This window comes from Acinetobacter sp. YH12132 (assembly GCF_013418645.1).
GTDB lineage: Bacteria > Pseudomonadota > Gammaproteobacteria > Pseudomonadales > Moraxellaceae > Acinetobacter > Acinetobacter indicus.
The window spans coordinates 81,335-96,347 of sequence record NZ_VPBR01000009.1 but is presented as its reverse complement, the minus strand read 5'-3'; the positions used below and the strand labels follow the sequence as shown (position 1 = coordinate 96,347).

The 15,013-nt window shown below is 47.1% G+C and carries 18 protein-coding genes; 6 read left to right on the top strand and 12 right to left on the bottom strand.

Translation table 11 applies throughout. The features are described from left to right. The 7 genes from FTU67_RS10365 to FTU67_RS10335 all read right to left on the bottom strand — a co-directional run. A partial coding sequence (locus FTU67_RS10365) for a BapA prefix-like domain-containing protein (protein ID WP_180061713.1) occupies positions 1-1,546 on the bottom strand: 1,546 nt, incomplete at its 3' end. Positions 1,547-1,983: 437 nt separating this feature from the next. Continuing rightward, positions 1,984-2,460: a peptidoglycan-binding protein LysM gene (gene lysM / locus FTU67_RS10360; protein WP_005175989.1), complete on the bottom strand. Its 477-nt coding sequence runs from the start codon at positions 2,458-2,460 to the stop codon at positions 1,984-1,986. Between the two features lie 197 nt (positions 2,461-2,657). Further along, a complete protein-coding gene (gene acpP, locus FTU67_RS10355) occupies positions 2,658-2,894 on the bottom strand; it encodes an acyl carrier protein (RefSeq protein ID WP_001279871.1) in 237 nt (78 codons plus the stop codon). A gap of 83 nt (positions 2,895-2,977) precedes the next feature. Next, positions 2,978-3,712 (bottom strand): 3-oxoacyl-ACP reductase FabG, encoded by a 735-nt coding sequence (gene fabG, locus FTU67_RS10350; RefSeq protein WP_045796367.1) that lies wholly within the window; start codon positions 3,710-3,712, stop codon positions 2,978-2,980. Then, positions 3,709-4,686 carry an ACP S-malonyltransferase gene (gene fabD, locus FTU67_RS10345; protein ID WP_180057494.1) on the bottom strand — a complete coding sequence of 326 codons (978 nt, stop codon included), beginning with the start codon at positions 4,684-4,686 and terminating at the stop codon, positions 3,709-3,711. The genes fabG and fabD overlap by 4 nt, the downstream gene beginning before the upstream one ends. Positions 4,687-4,878: 192 nt before the next feature. Continuing rightward, positions 4,879-5,064 (bottom strand): 50S ribosomal protein L32, encoded by a 186-nt coding sequence (gene rpmF / locus FTU67_RS10340; protein WP_005175977.1) that lies wholly within the window; start codon positions 5,062-5,064, stop codon positions 4,879-4,881. Between the two features lie 76 nt (positions 5,065-5,140). Beyond that, entirely contained in the window at positions 5,141-5,698 is a 558-nt protein-coding gene (locus FTU67_RS10335) for a DUF177 domain-containing protein (RefSeq protein WP_005175975.1), read from the bottom strand. A 97-nt stretch (positions 5,699-5,795) separates the two neighbouring features. Here FTU67_RS10335 and FTU67_RS10330 point away from each other — a divergent pair, with 97 nt between their 5' ends. From FTU67_RS10330 to rluB, 6 genes are all read left to right on the top strand, one after another. Further along, on the top strand, positions 5,796-6,458 hold the full coding sequence (locus FTU67_RS10330) for an elongation factor P hydroxylase (RefSeq protein ID WP_180057496.1): 663 nt from the start codon (positions 5,796-5,798) through the stop codon (positions 6,456-6,458). Positions 6,459-6,542: 84 nt separating this feature from the next. After that, positions 6,543-7,160 (top strand): L-threonylcarbamoyladenylate synthase, encoded by a 618-nt coding sequence (locus FTU67_RS10325; protein WP_180057499.1) that lies wholly within the window; start codon positions 6,543-6,545, stop codon positions 7,158-7,160. Between the two features lie 32 nt (positions 7,161-7,192). After that, positions 7,193-7,474, top strand: coding sequence for a hypothetical protein (locus tag FTU67_RS10320; protein WP_160241554.1), 282 nt, complete (start codon positions 7,193-7,195; stop codon positions 7,472-7,474). Positions 7,475-7,742: 268 nt separating this feature from the next. Further along, positions 7,743-8,537, top strand: coding sequence for a ScpA family protein (locus FTU67_RS10315; protein WP_016659867.1), 795 nt, complete (start codon positions 7,743-7,745; stop codon positions 8,535-8,537). Positions 8,538-8,557: 20 nt separating this feature from the next. Continuing rightward, a complete protein-coding gene (gene scpB, locus FTU67_RS10310; RefSeq protein ID WP_370459243.1) occupies positions 8,558-9,124 on the top strand; it encodes an SMC-Scp complex subunit ScpB in 567 nt (188 codons plus the stop codon). 41 nt (positions 9,125-9,165) lie between these two features. Beyond that, positions 9,166-10,206: a 23S rRNA pseudouridine(2605) synthase RluB gene (gene rluB / locus FTU67_RS10305; protein WP_005175954.1), complete on the top strand. Its 1,041-nt coding sequence runs from the start codon at positions 9,166-9,168 to the stop codon at positions 10,204-10,206. A 49-nt stretch (positions 10,207-10,255) separates the two neighbouring features. On the opposite strand, the gene bioD is transcribed toward rluB, so the two are convergent. The 5 genes from bioD to FTU67_RS10280 all read right to left on the bottom strand — a co-directional run bounded on the left by bioD (position 10,256) and on the right by FTU67_RS10280 (position 14,933). Then, positions 10,256-10,897 carry a dethiobiotin synthase gene (bioD, locus tag FTU67_RS10300; protein WP_005175948.1) on the bottom strand — a complete coding sequence of 214 codons (642 nt, stop codon included), beginning with the start codon at positions 10,895-10,897 and terminating at the stop codon, positions 10,256-10,258. Continuing rightward, positions 10,897-11,700, bottom strand: a complete 804-nt coding sequence (gene bioC, locus FTU67_RS10295; protein ID WP_225876406.1) for a malonyl-ACP O-methyltransferase BioC — start codon at positions 11,698-11,700, stop codon at positions 10,897-10,899. Before bioC ends, bioD begins: the two co-directional genes overlap by 1 nt. After that, entirely contained in the window at positions 11,682-12,836 is a 1,155-nt protein-coding gene (locus FTU67_RS10290) for an 8-amino-7-oxononanoate synthase (protein WP_180061712.1), read from the bottom strand. The genes bioC and FTU67_RS10290 overlap by 19 nt, the downstream gene beginning before the upstream one ends. Continuing rightward, positions 12,833-14,116, bottom strand: coding sequence for an adenosylmethionine--8-amino-7-oxononanoate transaminase (gene bioA / locus FTU67_RS10285; RefSeq protein WP_180057505.1), 1,284 nt, complete (start codon positions 14,114-14,116; stop codon positions 12,833-12,835). Before bioA ends, FTU67_RS10290 begins: the two co-directional genes overlap by 4 nt. Before the next feature lie 97 nt (positions 14,117-14,213). Beyond that, complete coding sequence (locus FTU67_RS10280; RefSeq protein ID WP_016659861.1) at positions 14,214-14,933, bottom strand: alpha/beta fold hydrolase; 720 nt, start codon at positions 14,931-14,933, stop codon at positions 14,214-14,216. Between the last annotated feature and the right edge of the window lie 80 nt (positions 14,934-15,013).

The following is a 15,013-nucleotide window of genomic DNA, read 5'->3' as shown; positions in this document are numbered from 1 at the left end:
CTTGTACTTCTGCCGGTAAGGCATTTACTGCATTTTGTGCGATGGCTTTTAGTTCGGCAGCTTCATCAATCGCAGCCTGGGCAACTGCCTGCTCTGCTGGTGTGATGAGACCATTGCCATCTGTATCTGCATCAGCAATCGCTTGCTCGGCCTCGGCATAAGCCGTTTCCGCTGCTGCTACTGCAGCTTCTGCACTGGCAATTAATCCGTTTAAGTCATCAATTACACCATCACCATCTGCATCCGTGACCACAGGGGCAAGCAATTCAGTCAAGGCATCTACGCGTTCTTGTAGCCCGTCTTTCTCAGCTTGTACTTCTGCCGGTAAGGCATTTACTGCATTTTGTGCGATGGCTTTTAGTTCGGCAGCTTCATCAATCGCAGCCTGGGCAACTGCCTGCTCTGCTGGTGTGATGAGACCATTGCCATCTGTATCTGCATCGGCAATCGCTTGCTCGGCCTCGGCATAAGCCGCTTCCGCTGCTGCTACCGCCGCTTCTGCATCTGCAACTGCCTGCTCAACCGCATCATCAATCCCATTGCCGTCTTGGTCATTCACCGCTGGAACTTCAAGATCCGTCAAGGCATCCAGACGATCTTGCAGACCATCTTTGTCTGTACTTTCTGGTAACGCAGTCACAGCGTCTTGTGCCGTTTGTTCAGCTTCAGTTGCTGCATCCACCGCATCTTGAATCGCTTGCTGTTCTGCTGGGCTGATCAGGCCATCTTCTTGAGCACCTGCAATTACATCTTCTGCTGCCTGGTGTGCATTTTCAGCATCAGTCACCAGGGCTTCCGCTGCTTCGAATGCGTCATCGATACCGTTACCATCTGCATCATTCACTGGCGGTACTGTGATTGGATCATTGATGGCATCGAGACGATCTTGCAACTCTTCTTTATCTGCACTTTCAGGCAAGGCTGTGACTGCATCTTGCGCAGTATCTTTGGCTTCTGCTGCTGCATCTGCCGCATCTTGAAGCTGCGCTTGCTCTTCTGAGGTAATCAAGCCATCTTCTTGCGCCTGATTTAATAGATCTTCTGCAGCCTGTTGAGCCTCTTCTGCTGCAATCACTAATTGTTCTGCAGCTGTAGAATCTACTGGTGTATTTGATGATGCACTATCAGAATCTGAACCTACCGCAGCAATAGTCGCTCCTGCAGCTACAGCTCCAGTGACCCAAGGCATCAGGGCAGCAAGTGTATCAGCGTATAACAGTGGACTAATCGTTTCGATAAAATGATATTTAATTGTAGGAAGGATCTCGCCAGCAGCATTTGCGAACTCTGCCCAATACAGCTGCTCTCCATTATCAAAAACAATATGATGGCTATCTAATGGGTCATCAAAATAGCTTTCGATCACTACCTTTTCGCCATTTTTCAGGTTCACTATTGCTGCATTTCCCTCTCGAGTAATACTCGCCACATCCTCAATTGCTGTATCAATCTTGACAACAGAGTTTTCAGATAAAGTAACCGTATTCGTATCAGCAGACAGCAATAACTGCTGTGTCTCTTTCGAAGTAACCGCTATATTTGGCATACCCTCTTCCTTTTTATGATCGTATCTTTATGTAAAGTTAGGTTTTGAAATTATTCTTCTTAGCAAGAGTTGGCATTTTTATCGAGTTTATACTCAGAACATACTGATTAATATTTCTTATCAAAATACTCGGATTTAAAAACTAAAATTTAGAATGTGATAAGCATTTGTTTTAATTATTTTTTTAAAATGAGATATAATTATCAATTAAATCAAACAAATGCAAAATTATCATTACTTTTATTTATTTATTTTAATCACATCACATAAATTAACTTATTGTATTGAAAATGTTGAAAATTACACAGCAAATACACACAATTACAAACAAGATAAATATAAATAAAAAAAGTTACATTAATTCTTTTTAAGTATTTGAAGATTATTAAAAAACAAAAAAGACGCGATACGCGTCTTTTTATAAAAATTCTGAATCTTTAAGCCGGAATACGTAACACCTGTCCAGGGAAAATATCATCCGCATCTTTTAACAAAGGACGGTTGGCTTCAAAGATTTTATTGTACTGATTGGCATCACCATAAAATTCTTTTGAGATTTTAGACAGGGTATCGCCTGATTTAACTGTATAGAATTTACTTTCTGGTTCAGGTGTTGCCACAGTCATCTGATCATCCACTTGCGCGACATGATCAATATTTCCCACCGCCAGTACAATTTTTTCACGATCAGCCTGGCTTTGTACCTGCCCTTTAATCGTGGCTAAATCGGTCTTGCCATTGTAGTTCACAGAAAGGCCCGTAATTGGTAAGCCTAAAGATTTAATATGTCCTAATAATTTATTGGCCATTTCCTGTGCAGACGGTTCTGCTGGGGCCGCTGGTGCAGCCGGTTGTTGCTCTGCCGGGGCAGTGTTTTTCTTACCAATACCTTTTACAAAATCAAAAAGTCCCATTGTTATTCTCCAGCTTTTATTTGATGCAATTGATTTTTATCAATCATTTGGAATTGCGTGCTTTCTTTTTATAACGAAAAAATACACAGGAGAGCGTTGCGCTTGGTTAGATAAAAGTAAGCTTATGTAATTTCGGCCGGCCATAAAAAAACCACCCAAAAGGGTGGCTTTTCTTAGCATCTGCTAAAAATCTTTAATTAACCAAGTTTTTTAGTCACATAGTCAATTGCAGATTGAACAGTTGTAATTTCGTTTGAATCTTCATCAGGAATTGTGATGTCGAAATCATTTTCGAAAGACATTACAAGTTCAACCAGGTCCAGAGAGTCTGCACCTAAGTCATCCATGAAAGATGCTTCGTTTTTAATCTCTTCAGCTTTAAGACCAAGTTGTTCAGCAACCGCTTGTTTAACGCGTTGTTCGATATCGCTCACAGGAATTCTCCTCATTGCTTGTGGCGTTTTTAATGCCGTTAGTTTAATTGAATCTATAAGTTTTTGAAAGTTTATACATGAGCTTAATTCATGTATAAACCACCATTTACATGTAACACTGTACCAGTGATGTAACTTGCTTTGTCAGAAGCCAAGAAACTCACTGCATTGGCGATATCTTGTGGATCACCTAAACGGTTTAATGCCACTTGCTCACTCATTTTTTTGCGAATTTCTTCACTTAACTGTTCGGTCATTTCTGTTGCAATAAAACCGGGTGCAACAGAGTTGACTGTAATTTGACGGCTGCCCATTTCCTTGGCCAGGCTGCGGCTAAATGCCTCAATCCCTGCTTTGGCCGCAGAGTAGTTGGCCTGTCCCGGATTGGCAAAGTGTGCCACCACTGAACTAATATTAATAATGCGACCGAAACGCGCTTTGGTCATGCCTTTCAGTACACGTTTAGACAAACGGTAAACGGCTTTCAGATGGATGTTGAGGATATCATCCCAGTCATCTTCAGACATACGCAGTAACAAATTATCTTTGGTAATACCAGCGTTGTTCACCAAGACCAGTACCGGACCATAGTTTTGTTCGATGTCCGAAATGAGCGCATCAATTGCCTCGCCATTACGAACATCCAGGACTTTACCCGCACCCTGTTCACCAAAGCCTGTGCTCAGTTTTTCTGCACCTGCTTCAGAAGTTGCTGTCCCAACCACAAAATAACCGTCTTGAATAAGCTGCTGAGCGATGGCTGCACCAATCCCTCGGCTTGCACCTGTCACCAATGCGACTTTGCGTTCTTGTGTCATGCAATTTTCCCTTCAGCCACTAAAATGGCATTTAAGGCATCCTCCAGACGACTATTGTTGTCAATCGGGAATGCTTTTTCTATGTGAGGTAAGCGTTTTGCAAGGTTCGCCAATACATTCCCTGGACCACATTCAACAATGTACTGAATGCCCTGGTCTTGCAGGTACTGCATGGTGTTTGTCCATTGCACAGACTGATACAATTGAGCAGTCAAAGCCTGACGCAATTGAGCAACATCAGTTGCTACAGCTGCGCCCACATTTTGTATTACAGGAATGCTTGGTAGCTCAATGGCAGTTTGTTCCAAAGCTTGTGCGAACTGTTCTGCAGCCGGTTTCATCAGTGAACAGTGCGATGGCACTGACACCGGAAGCGCAATAGCTTTGGCTGAATTTTCTTTGGCTAGTGCGATGACTGCATCTACCGCTGCTTTATCACCAGCAACTACCACCTGACCTTGGGCATTGTAGTTGGCTGCTTCAACTGAACCGGTGCCTTGTGCGGTAGCTTGCGCACACAGTTCAATCACTTTGGCATCTCCCAGACCCAAAATGGCCGCCATAGCGCCCTGGCCTTGTGGCACAGCCGACTGCATGAGTTTGCCACGCAGATTGACCAGCTTCACGGCATCACCCAGTGATAACGCACCAGCCGCTACCAGCGCGCTGTATTCGCCCAGAGAGTGGCCAGCCAGATATTTGGGTGCTACACCACCCAGCTCCAGCCAGACACGCCACAATGCAATACTGGCGGTCAATAAAACCGGCTGGGTAAATTCTGTTTGATCTAAACCTTCACCACTTTGCGCAATGTGCCATAAATCAAAACCGATTGCGGCCGATGCTTCCGCAAAAGTTTCACGCACACCAGCAAACTGTTCTGCAAGTTCTGCCAGCATGCCGACTTTTTGTGAACCTTGTCCAGGAAACACAAATGCAGTTTTTGTCGCTTGCTCGAATCGTGTAGCAGACATATAAAAATCCTTTCGTGTAGAGCTGTTTTAAACAGGGTACGCCCCTTCAACAGTTCTTTTTTATGTAAGCTGATCGTTGGTGCGAAAATTTAACACTATTTTTCGGGTGAAGTAATTGCGAAAAACAACAAAAAAAGGGAGCTTACGCTCCCATTTTTTCCACTAAGCTTGACGCTTAATGCTTGTCAACAATTATTCAGCATCAGCTGCTTTAGCGAATAATTGACGACCACGGTAGATACCATCTTTAGATACGTGGTGACGACGATGAGTTTCACCAGTAGCTTGGTCTACAGTTAATGCATTCTCGGTTAAAGCGTCATGTGAACGGCGCATGTCACGGCGAGAGCGACTTTTACGGTTTTGCTGAACGGCCATGATGGCTCCTTACAAAGATCGAAAAAATGGATCAGAACAAATTCAGTTGTCTTAACGCAAAATTATAACATAATTTTTAGTTAAGTTTACCCTTCAAACTTGCCAAAACATCAAACGGATTATCCCGTTTTTCTTCGACATCGTTCTGAACGGCAGGTTGATGCTTGTGTTCGCAAGCGTCATGCTTAGGCGACAAAGGCAGCAACAATAACAGTTCATCTTCTATAAGTGCGAGTAAATCAGCCGTCGCCGGTGAATCATAATCACCTTTGCTGGTTGCTTCACTTTCACCCAGAACAATGAAATCAGCATCCTCATCCAAGCGCTCTATCAGTGACTCATCATCTACAAGCGCTAAATGGAAGTCTAAAACAAGGTCAATTTCCACAGTATCCAGACAGCGCTGGCATTCCATTGGAACTTGTGTTTCAACGTGACCATCTAGCCATGCAATGCGATGATAGGCATCCATTGATAGCTTACAGTCTATGTTAATCAATTGATCATCAATTGATCCAACAGCTTCACGAGCAATACGAGCAAAGCGAGACAATGGCAGGGTACCTGACCATGTAAAGCCCTGTTCAGCCCATTTAAACGGCTCAATCTGTGCCGGAAAGGTATTTGCTGACATAATTAAGGCGGCAATTCTACAAATTCATCAGTACTCTGTCAAAGATTAAGATACAATTTTGTACTTATTTAGACAGACCAATTGGGTAAATTAAGTCATGCATCTGTTGCAGCCGCAAACAGAAGTGAATGTTTCATCACTCGTTAGCACACTTTCAACGCTCGATTCTGACATTTCACCTGACCAAGTGCAACTCTCGGACTGGTTGAAATTATCAACAGAATCAGAATACGTCGATTGGCTCATCTTACACTTTAATCACTGGTTTTCCCACCACAATGTCAACCTGGTGCGTGGTGATTTTGAACCGGAGTATTTTCCCGCCACCGCAGACACCCCTGCCCGCATCCAGTTTGCGCATGGTTTCTTTAACAGTGCCCTGCATGAAATCAGTCACTGGACCATTGCCGGTGAGGAACGCCGTAAACAGCCCGATTTAGGCTACTGGTATGCTCCGGATGGCCGCACGGCTGAGCAGCAGGCCCTGTTTGAGCAGGTCGAAATCAGGCCGCAAGCGATTGAATGGATGTTTGCCACTGCATTTGGACGCAAATTCCGGGTTTCTTTAGATAACCTGACCGGTGAAGGCGGCGATGGTGCCTGCTTTAAAGACAATGTTTATGCCCAGGTACAGCGTTATTTTCGTGGTGAAGCCAAACTGCCACGCGATGCCAAACGCTTTATTGACTGTATCTGTTTATGTACCCGGCATGGCAAAAGCTTACATAGCGATGAATTTGCAAGAGAAATGCTTGATTAAATTACATAAATCAACGCTCTGGATACACAGAGCTTTGTACAATGGTCTGAAAAGCGAATCATCATCAGATCAGGAGAAAAGAATATGCTGCATTTAAGAGTTCATCCTGAAAATCCTCAGCCCCGTTTAATTAGTCAGGCAGTAGAACGGATTCGTGCCGGCGATGTGGTGGTCTATCCTACCGATGCAGCCTATGCCATTGGCTGCCAGATCGGGAATAAAGCGGCTATGGAACGGATTGCCCAGATTCGTGGTCTTGGCCCTAAACATCAATATGCAATTTTATGTTGTGACCTGTCCGATATTGCCACTTATGCCAAGGTCGATAATGCCATGTATCGCCTGCTAAAAAACAATACCCCGGCAGTAACCACTTTTATTTTACCGGCCACCAGTGAAGTGCCGCGCCGTCTGATGCACCCGAAAAAGAAAACCATTGGCCTGCGTATTCCGAGCAATCCGGTTTGCCAAATGTTACTGAAAGAGCTGGATGAACCGCTCTTGACCTCCACCCTGATTTTACCGGGGCAGGATGATCCACTGGATGATCCTTATGATATTGAAATGCAGCTTGGTAAACGAATTGATGTGTTTATTAATAGTGGCCTGGGGACTTTAGCCACCACCAGTATTGTCGATTTATCTGGTGACCAGCCGGAAATTATCCGTCGTGGTATTGGTGATGTGAGTGCGTTTGAATAACGGCGCTCAGCGCCACCTCAGGAGGAAACGGTATGGATTTATTTTATCTGTTGCTGAATCTGCGCGAGTTTCCAAAAAGCCAGCTAATCTATGCGACCCAACCCTGGTCTCTGGAAGCTGAGGTTCTACTGCTGGATGCAATACCCAACCCGGCTGCCGTGCTCTCTATCGGACAGCAGGTGTATCATCTGCTGTCGAGTGTTGAAGAGGCCTATATCCTGTCCTTAAGATTAGGCCACCAAAACCTGTGCAGCCGTGAAATGTGTCAGCAACTGCTGGAACAGCTTGAGCAGTCCGCTTTATCACGTGTTTGATCTGAGGTGAGTTTTTCTTGCTAAAACCCTTATCTGTATGCGCTTTTAGGCCATATCTTCTACTGTATTGAACGTGATTTTTCCTGCTTTTTCGCTGCAGAATTGCCATCTACTTTTGCTTTTTTTCGCTTTTAGTCATTTGGGTAATTTATTTCATGGTCAATTTCCATTAAACTACGCGCAATTAACCCCATGCTTTCTTTTCGATGTGAGATCGAATGTAAAGCTCTTTTCATGCCTTTGAAAATTCGCGTGGCCTAAAACTGTAATGAATCAATCTGTGCATCCTGCTATGGACCAAGTCCCGCACATCCGCGTTTTGGATGAGTGGCAAGAGACGATTCCTGAGGATTTATATATTCCTCCTGCAGCATTTGAAATTCTGTTAGAGCATTTCGAAGGCCCGCTCGACTTTCTGATTTACCTGATTCAAAAAAACGGCTTTGACCTGCTACAGGTTGATATCGCACCGATTGCCTCTCAGTATTTGGCTTATATGGATGCGATGAAATCCCTGAATATTGAGCTGACCGCAGATTATATGGTGATGGCTGCCCTGCTGGCCGATTTAAAATCGCGTTTGCTGCTGCCGAAACCCAAAGCCATCAGCGAGCTGGAAAAAGATCCGAAGCAGGAACTGATTGACCGGCTGGAAAATTATTTACGTATTAAACAGGCGGCTGAACGTCTGGGGCAAATGCCGGTGTTAGAGCGTGATACCTTTAATACCCATGTCAGCCTGGGCCAAGTGGCGTATAGTAATGAGGGTCATGAGGCCAGCCTGTTACGTGATGCGCTATTTTGTGTATTTAATCGCCCTGAACCGGTGATTCACCAAATTCAGCAGGAACCGGTGTTACTGGAAGAACGGATTGCCTATATTGAAGCAAAGCTGCAAAGCGGTGAAGTGCTAGCGTTTGCCGAGCTGCTCAAGCCGAGTCAGGGCCGTATGGGCATGGTGGTAACGTTTATGGCGATTCTGGAACTGACCCGCCAGCAAAAAGTGGCAATTGTTGCCAGTGGTGTCGAAGCACCGCTGGCCATTCAGGGAGCACAGGCCTAATGTCAGAGCAAACCCTTAACATGTCCAGTGATGAACAGCATCATGAAGTGCTGATGCAGCTAGAAGCCATTATTTTTGCCAGTGATGCACCGGTATCGCTGGCACGTCTGAAAGAAGCATTTCAGGCACGCTATAGTAAGGCAGAATTAAAAGTCTTTTTACAACAACTGGCCATGCTGCAACATGGCCGGTCTATTGAACTGGTTGAAACTGCGCAAGGTTTCCGTTTTCAGGTACGGGCCAAATATCGTACCCTGATTGCACAGGCCTGGCCGGAACGACCAACCCGTTTATCCCCGTCTTTACTCGAAACACTGGCTGTGATTGCTTACCATCAACCGGTGACCCGAGCAGATATTGAACAGATTCGCGGAGTATCAAACAACAGTCAGATTCTCAGAACGTTGTTTGACTGGAACTGGATTAAGGAATCCGGTTTCCGGGAACTCCCTGGAAGACCCGCGTTGTTAGTCACAACGCCACAATTTTTAAATGCATTTGGCCTGACCTCTGTCGGTCAATTGCCTCCCCTGCAGGATGCCAAGGAAGCTTTCATGCACCTCGATGCCCAGGCACCGAGATCGTGAATAGGTGAACTGTTGATGATAATTTCTAAGGTTATGCTGTCATGAGTGAAAAATTGCAAAAGGTACTGGCACGCGTTGGTTTGGGTTCTCGCCGTTATATGGAAGAAGTCATTGCCGCTGGTCGTGTAAGTGTCAATGGCCAAGTGGCCCAGGTGGGTGAGCGTATTGAACCAGGCGATGAGCTTCGTATCGATGGTCGTAAAGTCAGCTTCCAGATTGAAGATGAAATCCGTCGCCGTGTGCTGATTTACTACAAACCGGAAGGTGAAATCTGTTCACGTAACGATCCGGAACAACGCCCGACCGTATTTGATCATTTACCATCAATCGCCAATGATCGCTGGGTCATGGTCGGCCGTCTGGATATCAACTCGACCGGTCTGTTACTGTTCACCAATGATGGCGAACTGGCAAACCGCCTGATGCATCCATCCAATGAAATTGAGCGTGAATATGCGGTCCGTGTAATGGGTGAAGTCACGCCACAAATCCGTAACAACATGCTGCGTGGTGTGGTACTGGATGATGGCCCGGCCAAGTTTGAATCCTTCTCTGAAATTGGTGGTGATGGTATCAACCGCTGGTATCAGGTGGTGGTAAAAGAAGGTCGTAACCGCGAAGTACGTCGTATTTTCGAATCTCAGGGCTTAAAAGTTAGCCGCCTGCTACGTACCCGTTATGGTACCGTGATTCTGCCACGTGAACTGCGTACTGGCCGCTGGATGGAACTGGACAAGAATGACATCGACAACCTGACCAAAGCGGTTGAGCTGAAACCACGTCAGGGAACCGGTCTGTACGGTATGGCTAAACGCCGTAATGAACGTATGCAGGAAAAACCGATGGCAGCGCGTCGCGGTGGTTTCTTGCGTCAGCAGCGCCGTGACAATGAAGCAGCGCCAACGTCTTCAACCCGCGGCCCGCGTGATGATAACTTTGGCAATCGTGAACGTCGTGAAAACCAGAATGGCACACACTTTGCCCGCCGTGATAACCCAAATGGCAACAGCTTTGGCCGTCAAGAGCGTGATGAACATGCGCCACGCAAACCATTTGGCAACAAAAGCTTTAGAAAGTTTTAAGCTGCCTAGCAAAAAGCCACTCAATTGAGTGGCTTTTTTTATCACAGTTTTAATCCAAAACTGGAATCTCAATCCATTTTGCCTCTGGAAAATGCCGAGCCAAATAGGTTTTTAAATACTCAGCGGTATCTTTAGAAATCAGCGGATCTTGTGATTCATCTTTCAGGTTATAGGCCAGCGCATACAGCGACAGCCCTCGCGCCATCAACGCTTCCAGACTTAATAAGGTATGGTTAATGCTACCCAGACGTCCTGAACTGACCAGAATCACCGGATACTGCTGCTCGGCAATATAATCAATCGTTAACATTTCCGTGGTGAGCGGCACCATCAGGCCACCAGCGCCTTCCAGTAGTACCACATCAAAACGCGCTGCCAGTTGCTCTGTCGCCTGGCGGATGTTATTGAAATCAATCTCACGGCCATCAATTTTGGTGGCCAGATGCGGCGATGCTGGATAAGTGAAAATTTCGGGCATGGTCAGTTTGCTGTCATCTTCAGGCAACCAGCCACAGCCCATCATCTCCCGATGTTGCTGGATATCTTCCGAAATATCAGTATTGCCAGTCTGAATCAGCTTTTGGGTAATGGTTCGCTGCCCTTCAGCACTCCAGACCTTGGCCAGATAACCGGTGGTATAGGTTTTGCCAATTCCGGTATCAATTCCACTGACAAAATAGATCTGTGCCATTAGCCTGTGCTCCGTGCAATACAATAAATCGGATGATAACTGAGCAGATATTCCTGCTGGCCGGCCACATTCAGCCGGGAAAACTGCCGATAGGCCTGATAAAACTGCTGCAAACTGTGTTTGGTCCAGCGGTGCCCGGAAGCGGTACCCGTGACCCCGGTGGCTTTTAAATGCTGCAATACCTGACGTGGATGTTCAAAAGCCAGGGTTTTGACAGTTTCAGACAAATACACAATTTCGAAGCCTTGTGACTCCAGACAGCGGCGCAGTTCCGGCAGGCTGAAATAATCCAGCCCCTGCCCGGTCAGGGCTTTAATTTCCTTGAGATTGTCCGGACCAAAACTAGAAAAACATAAATAACCCGAAGGCTTTAAAGCATGGGCGATTTTGGCAAACAGCTGCTGCAGATTCTGCATCCATTGCAAGGCTGAACTCGAAATCAGCACATCCAGCTGTTCTGGAAAAGCGATCTGCTCGGCATCGCCAATCCACCATTCGGTTCGGGAAGTAGAAAACGGTTGCTGCTGGACTTCCGGATACAGGTCATTGAGCAGCAACTGCTGCACCTGAAAGTGCTGCTCCAGCGCACGGGTTAAAGCCCCCGTACCACAGCCAATTTCAAACACCCGTCCCAGTTTTCGACTGGTTAGATGTGACTGCATCAGCCGAACCAGTTGCTGGCAAATCTGCTGCTGAATCACCGCATGCTGCAAATAGCTGTGATGCGCCTGGGCAAAACGCCGTGCCACTTGCGATTTATTTACAGACATCGCTGACTTGTCCATCATAACAGCGCCACGCATTGCGCCAGCTCACTGGACTGAATCTTCGCGGTCAGGCAAATCCTCAGCCGTGAACTGTTTTGCGGTACGGTCGGCGGACGTACCGGCATGATATAAAACCCAGCCTGCTGTAGCTGCTGTGCCTTTTGTACGGCTTTTTCCGATTCGCCCAGAATTACCGGCACAATCTGCGAGGTCGATGGACAGGCATAGCCTTTGGCTTCAACCTGCACTTTTAATTCCTGGCTGATCTGCTGTAAATGCTGGCGCTGGGCTTGCATCTGCAACATCTTCTGGAACATAAACCGGGTCCAGGCCATATTCAGCGGCGGCTGCGCGGTACTGAAAATCAACGGGCGCATGCGGTTAATTAAATAGTCACGGATCAACGGATGGCTAATCAGATATCCACCGACCGAGGCCAAGGTCTTGCCAAAAGTCCCCACCAGAAAATCAATCTGCTCCAGCACCGCATACTGCTCTGCACAGCCCAGCCCCCGCTCTCCACGTACGCCAATGGCATGTGCTTCATCAACATACAGCATCACTTTCGGATAACGCTGCTTTAACTGCACCAGTGCCGCCAGATCGGTTTCATCACCATCCATACTAAAAATGGATTCGGTCACGACTATAATCCGTTCAATTTGCGCATCGTCATGATACTGTTCCAGCAGCCGGGCCAGATGCGCCAGATCATTATGCCGGTAGCGCACCGCCTTGGCAGAAGATAAACGGATACCATCAATCATGCTGGCATGGACCAGCTTGTCGGCCAGAATCAGGGTTTTACTGTCGGCCAGTGCCGGTAAAATCCCGATATTCATATGGTAGCCACTGTTAAACAGCAAAGCGGCACGGCCAAAGGCCTGACTCAGACTCGTTTCCAGCTGCTCATATTCCGGGAAGTTCCCGGTCAGCAAACGCGACGATGAGGCGCTCATACGGCGCTCGGTGACAGGAGTTAAATCAAAAAATTCTTCACGCAAGCTGACATCGCTGGCCAGCCCCAGATAATCATTACTAGACAGATTCAGCATGCGCTGCCCGTGAATCTGAATCGTGCGGCCATGTTGCAGATTGGACTGAAACTGGCGCAAATTGGCAGTGCGTTTTAACTGTTCCAGCTGCTGGGCATAATGGTCGAGCAAACTCATGCGGCATTCTCCTGCATCTGGCGAACCACCTCGGTCAACTGGGTCAGCAAGTAGTGCAGTTCATCTGCTGAAATCACATACGGCGGCATCACATAAACCAGTTTGCCAAATGGCCGCACCCAAATGCCCCGCTGTACAAACTGCTGCTGCAGGCTTTGCATATCGACTGGCGTAGTCAGTTCAACCACCCCAATTGCGCCCAGCACCCGCACATCCTGTACATGGCTCAGCTGAGCCAGTGGCGTTAAAGCCTGTTGCAGCTGCTGTTCAATCTGCTGGATCTTGGCCTGCCAGTCCTGCGCCAGCAAGACTTGAGTACTTTTCAGTGCCACCGCACAAGCCAGCGGATTGGCCATAAAAGTCGGGCCATGCATAAATACGCCAGCTTCCCCCTGACTGATGGTATCTGCCACCTGCTTGCTGGTTAAAGTTGCCGACAGGGTCATATAACCGCCCGTCAGTCCTTTGCCAATACACATGATATCCGGCTCCACTCCGGCATGTTCCCAAGCAAATAACTTGCCGGTACGACCAAAGCCGGTGGCAATTTCATCAAAAATCAGCAGCAGACCATACTGCTCGCATAAACGCTTGGCCTGACGCAAATATTCAGGATGATAAAAGCGCATACCGCCCGCGCCCTGTACAATCGGCTCTAGAATCAGTGCGGCCAGTGTATGCTGATGCTGGGCCAAAGCCTGTTCCAGATCGGCAATATCATCTGGGTTCCAGTCTTCATCAAAGCGGGTTTGTGGTGCCTGTACAAATAAGCGATTCGGCAGACTTGAACCAAAAATCTGATGCATGCCAGTGACCGGATCGCAGACCGACATCGCATTCCAGGTATCGCCATGGTAGCCGGAACGCGGAGTAATAAAATTGGTTTTTTGTGGCTGGCCTTGCGCAGTCCAGTACTGCACCGCCATTTTTAACGCGACTTCAACCGCCACTGAACCGGAATCGGCATAGAAAATCTTATCCAGACTCGGTGGAGTAATTTGCAGCAGTAATTTGCCCAGCTCAATGGCCGGATCATGGGTCAGACCGCCAAACATGATATGTGACATCTGCTGTAACTGGTCGGTCACAGCCTGATTCAGTTCAGGATGGTTATAGCCATGAATAGCACACCACCACGATGACATGCCATCAATCAGACAGCGGCCATCTGCGAGTTCAATGGTCGCACCATAAGCCCGCTTTACCTTGAAGGTCGGCAGCGGCTGGGTCATGGAAGTATAAGGATGCCAAAGATGTTGCTGGTCAAATAAATCGGTCATCCCGGACTCCCTGTCTGGTTTAAAATCTGCATGAGCTCGATCTTACTCCCGCCACACAGAAAAAGAAATTGCGGGAATTATCATTTCCGCTGAAGGGTCAGGAGAGTTGCTTTAAATAGTCAATAATTTTCTGTGTAACCACATCTGTTTCAAACAACGGGATGCCATGCGAGCCAGAAATCACTTCCACCTGAAGATTTGTTGCAGCTAAATTCTGTAAATCTTCTGCAACTTGGCAAGGAACCAGCTGATCTTCATGTGCCAGCAAATGATATTGTGGAGCCGGATAATTTTTTAAGATGGTCACCAGATTAAGCTGTTCCAGCAAAGCTAATCCCTGTTTTAACAAGGTTAGAGATTGCGGCTGGATTAAACTTTGTAATTTCTGTAAATCCTGCCGGCTCTGGGCACTACCCTGACAGACCAGATAACCAAAACGTTTTAAGGTCGCGGCCGCATCTTTGGCAAAGCCCTGTTTAAACTGCTGAAAAGTCTCGGGAACCATCCCGTGGGGCCACGCGTCTTGCGCAACAAAACACGGATTCGAAGCCAAAGTAATGAGCGCTTGCGGCGCCTGTCCGGATTGCGCCAGTGCATCGGCCAGTAAGGTTGCCAGCTGCCCACCCAGAGACCAGCCCATCAGCACGCTATAGCCTTTGGCCCGTTCCAGCTGCTGCTGGAACTGTACCGGATCCGCCGCATTAAAAATGTTCAGGACATCGACCTGAATGCCGTGTTGCATTAGGCTATGTTGTACAGGCTGTAACAGGCCGGTTCCTCCGCCCCATCCGGTGATCAAAAGTATACGCTGCTGCATTGTGCTGTCCTTGTTTCCATCTAGTCGCAGTATAGTAAAAATAGCGACGCCTGCACTGCATCAAAATCGCCAAATCTCGA

Bases quoted from the DNA above. Each gene is read 5' to 3' on its own strand.
- lysM (WP_005175989.1), bottom strand. From the start codon at position 2,460: ATGGGACTTTTTGATTTTGTAAAAGGTATTGGTAAGAAAAACACTGCC.
- FTU67_RS10280 (WP_016659861.1), bottom strand. From the start codon at position 14,933: ATGCAGCAGCGTATACTTTTGATCACCGGATGGGGCGGAGGAACCGGC.
- FTU67_RS10290 (WP_180061712.1), bottom strand. From the start codon at position 12,836: ATGAGTTTGCTCGACCATTATGCCCAGCAGCTGGAACAGTTAAAACGC.
- FTU67_RS10335 (WP_005175975.1), bottom strand. From the start codon at position 5,698: ATGTCAGCAAATACCTTTCCGGCACAGATTGAGCCGTTTAAATGGGCT.
- rluB (WP_005175954.1), top strand. From the start codon at position 9,166: ATGAGTGAAAAATTGCAAAAGGTACTGGCACGCGTTGGTTTGGGTTCT.
- FTU67_RS10315 (WP_016659867.1), top strand. From the start codon at position 7,743: ATGAATCAATCTGTGCATCCTGCTATGGACCAAGTCCCGCACATCCGC.
- bioD (WP_005175948.1), bottom strand. From the start codon at position 10,897: ATGGCACAGATCTATTTTGTCAGTGGAATTGATACCGGAATTGGCAAA.
- scpB (WP_370459243.1), top strand. From the start codon at position 8,558: ATGTCCAGTGATGAACAGCATCATGAAGTGCTGATGCAGCTAGAAGCC.
- rpmF (WP_005175977.1), bottom strand. From the start codon at position 5,064: ATGGCCGTTCAGCAAAACCGTAAAAGTCGCTCTCGCCGTGACATGCGC.
- FTU67_RS10325 (WP_180057499.1), top strand. From the start codon at position 6,543: ATGCTGCATTTAAGAGTTCATCCTGAAAATCCTCAGCCCCGTTTAATT.
- bioA (WP_180057505.1), bottom strand. From the start codon at position 14,116: ATGACCGATTTATTTGACCAGCAACATCTTTGGCATCCTTATACTTCC.
- FTU67_RS10330 (WP_180057496.1), top strand. From the start codon at position 5,796: ATGCATCTGTTGCAGCCGCAAACAGAAGTGAATGTTTCATCACTCGTT.
- bioC (WP_225876406.1), bottom strand. From the start codon at position 11,700: ATGCGTGGCGCTGTTATGATGGACAAGTCAGCGATGTCTGTAAATAAA.
- fabD (WP_180057494.1), bottom strand. From the start codon at position 4,686: ATGTCTGCTACACGATTCGAGCAAGCGACAAAAACTGCATTTGTGTTT.
- FTU67_RS10320 (WP_160241554.1), top strand. From the start codon at position 7,193: ATGGATTTATTTTATCTGTTGCTGAATCTGCGCGAGTTTCCAAAAAGC.
- fabG (WP_045796367.1), bottom strand. From the start codon at position 3,712: ATGACACAAGAACGCAAAGTCGCATTGGTGACAGGTGCAAGCCGAGGG.